Source organism: Sulfitobacter sp. (genome assembly GCF_041552635.1).
Lineage (GTDB): Bacteria > Pseudomonadota > Alphaproteobacteria > Rhodobacterales > Rhodobacteraceae > Sulfitobacter.
This window is the reverse complement of sequence record NZ_JBFEKM010000341.1, coordinates 1-1,759: the sequence shown is the minus strand read 5'-3', so window position 1 is coordinate 1,759 and position 1,759 is coordinate 1. Positions and strand designations below refer to the sequence as shown.

The following is a 1,759-nucleotide window of genomic DNA, read 5'->3' as shown; positions in this document are numbered from 1 at the left end:
TGCCTGCCAATTGCTCCGATCCCAAAACAGACCCATGTCACCCTTATGCGGGACAATGTGGTCGGTGACTTCGGATGCTTGAAGCACACCTGCCATTTCGCAAGCGATGCACACCCGATGCTTCTTCAGAAATGCTACTGAAGTCCCGTCCCATTTGGAAGAATACCCACGCTCACGCGCCGAACCCCGACGCTTGTCATAGTCCTGTTCACTTTGCTTGGGCGTCGGCGCATGTGCGGCACGGAATGTTTTCGGAGCAGTCGGCACATCCCATCCATTCCCAGAAGCCCAAACGCAAAGCGCCCAGAGCGGGTTTACCGTCCGGGCGCAGAAGTGTTGTTGGCACCATGTCTAGGGGGGGCGGATTTATTCGGCAAGTCCTTTTATCCAAGGCTGCATGGGTGGCATGGAGCAACCGACGGCCCATCGTGAAAGATTATTGTGCGTTTCAAAGGTGATGCGCAGTTCAGTTAAAGCAGACCACCACTGCAAATAATTGCGTCGAGCACGCGCTACCTGCTGCCCATCGGGCCGATACACAACCGGACAGACCAGTACATCGTGACGCCGAAGCTTACGCCCAGACGAATCAATCTCAATTCCAAGGCTCTCCGTCTCAGCCCTGCGACCATTCTGATTGATACGCCAACCCCTTGGTTCACAGCGTGGTTCAACACCGACGAACGCGTCAGGCACCGCCCGTGCGCGCGCCAGTTCGGCGATCTGCACGGCCATGCGTCGACCACCACAGCCCTCGGGCAACACCGCAACAGCAGCGGCAACCAGATCCGCATCGTGATCAGGCAATGACCTGCCACCACCATCGATGCGACATCCAAGCTTTCCCCGTTGCTCCATCAGATAGGCATTGCCCACAGCGCCATACCCAGCGGCCAACGTCCCTTCGTCCTCAAAGTCGATCGAGGCGCATTCATCCGCAAAAGCCCATTCCAGCAGCGACTGGATGCTGATCTCACGACGCACCCGCCCATGTGTCACAACAGTCTGCCTTGCCAACGTGTCCCTGCCCACTTGGCGACCCGGCTGAAACGTGCGGTGCGCTATCATGCAGCGTCCTCCGTCACTTCATTCGACTTGTGCACCAAGCCTTCAATGTACTTGACCCGACCACGATACCAAGCCAGCCAGCGCGCATCATCTTCGGGAATACTATGCCCACGGGCCAAACGATCTTCTGCCAGTTCAACCCTGCGCCGCCATCCCGCCGCCTTTTGATCAACGACCTTCTTGTCCATCGGCTTGACCGGAGGACGTTTGTGCTGGTTCCAGAACCAGTATTCGGCGGCCAACCGATCCCCCAGCAGCGCAGCACCGCCGGCAGCCGATGCAAACCAGCGCAGCAGCTGGGGCAGTTCGGCAAGAGGGCGGGATTGAAAGCTTTCCGCCAAGCCCAGAACGGTTGCAGGCATCGGCCAGAAACAGCGCGCAGCACCCTCGCCCTTGGTCCGCATCGACACGCGCAGCGCGGACAAACCGTCGTCGGTCATATAGGCCAGATCATCAGCCAACCGGTCCAGCCGCGTCTTGGCATCTTCAGCGTTCACACCCTTCGGAAACCTGAACCCATCCGCCTTAAGCGGATCGATCAACAGCCTGCGCACCCGATCCCGTTTTGTCTCTGTCGCCTCTTCCATGCCGTTCCCCTTTTCTCAGCCTGATCCCGTTTCAACATTCGCCGTCCTAGCGGCTTTCAAACTCGCTCTCTGTTTCGTGCTGTTTCTTTCATTTCATTTGTTAT

At 58.0% G+C, this 1,759-nt stretch carries 2 protein-coding genes and 1 pseudogene; all 3 read right to left on the bottom strand.

Annotation, left to right across the window (positions count from 1 at the left end; genetic code table 11):
- A pseudogene (locus tag ABYT07_RS20890) lies at nt 1-267 on the bottom strand (hypothetical protein); the annotation flags it as partial.
- A gap of 99 nt (nt 268-366) precedes the next feature.
- Complete coding sequence (locus tag ABYT07_RS20885) at nt 367-1,068, bottom strand: hypothetical protein (RefSeq protein ID WP_372993918.1); 702 nt, start codon at nt 1,066-1,068, stop codon at nt 367-369.
- Nucleotides 1,065-1,655: a hypothetical protein gene (locus ABYT07_RS20880; RefSeq protein ID WP_372993917.1), complete on the bottom strand. Its 591-nt coding sequence runs from the start codon at nt 1,653-1,655 to the stop codon at nt 1,065-1,067. Before ABYT07_RS20880 ends, ABYT07_RS20885 begins: the two co-directional genes overlap by 4 nt.
- Nucleotides 1,656-1,759: the final 104 nt, after the last annotated feature.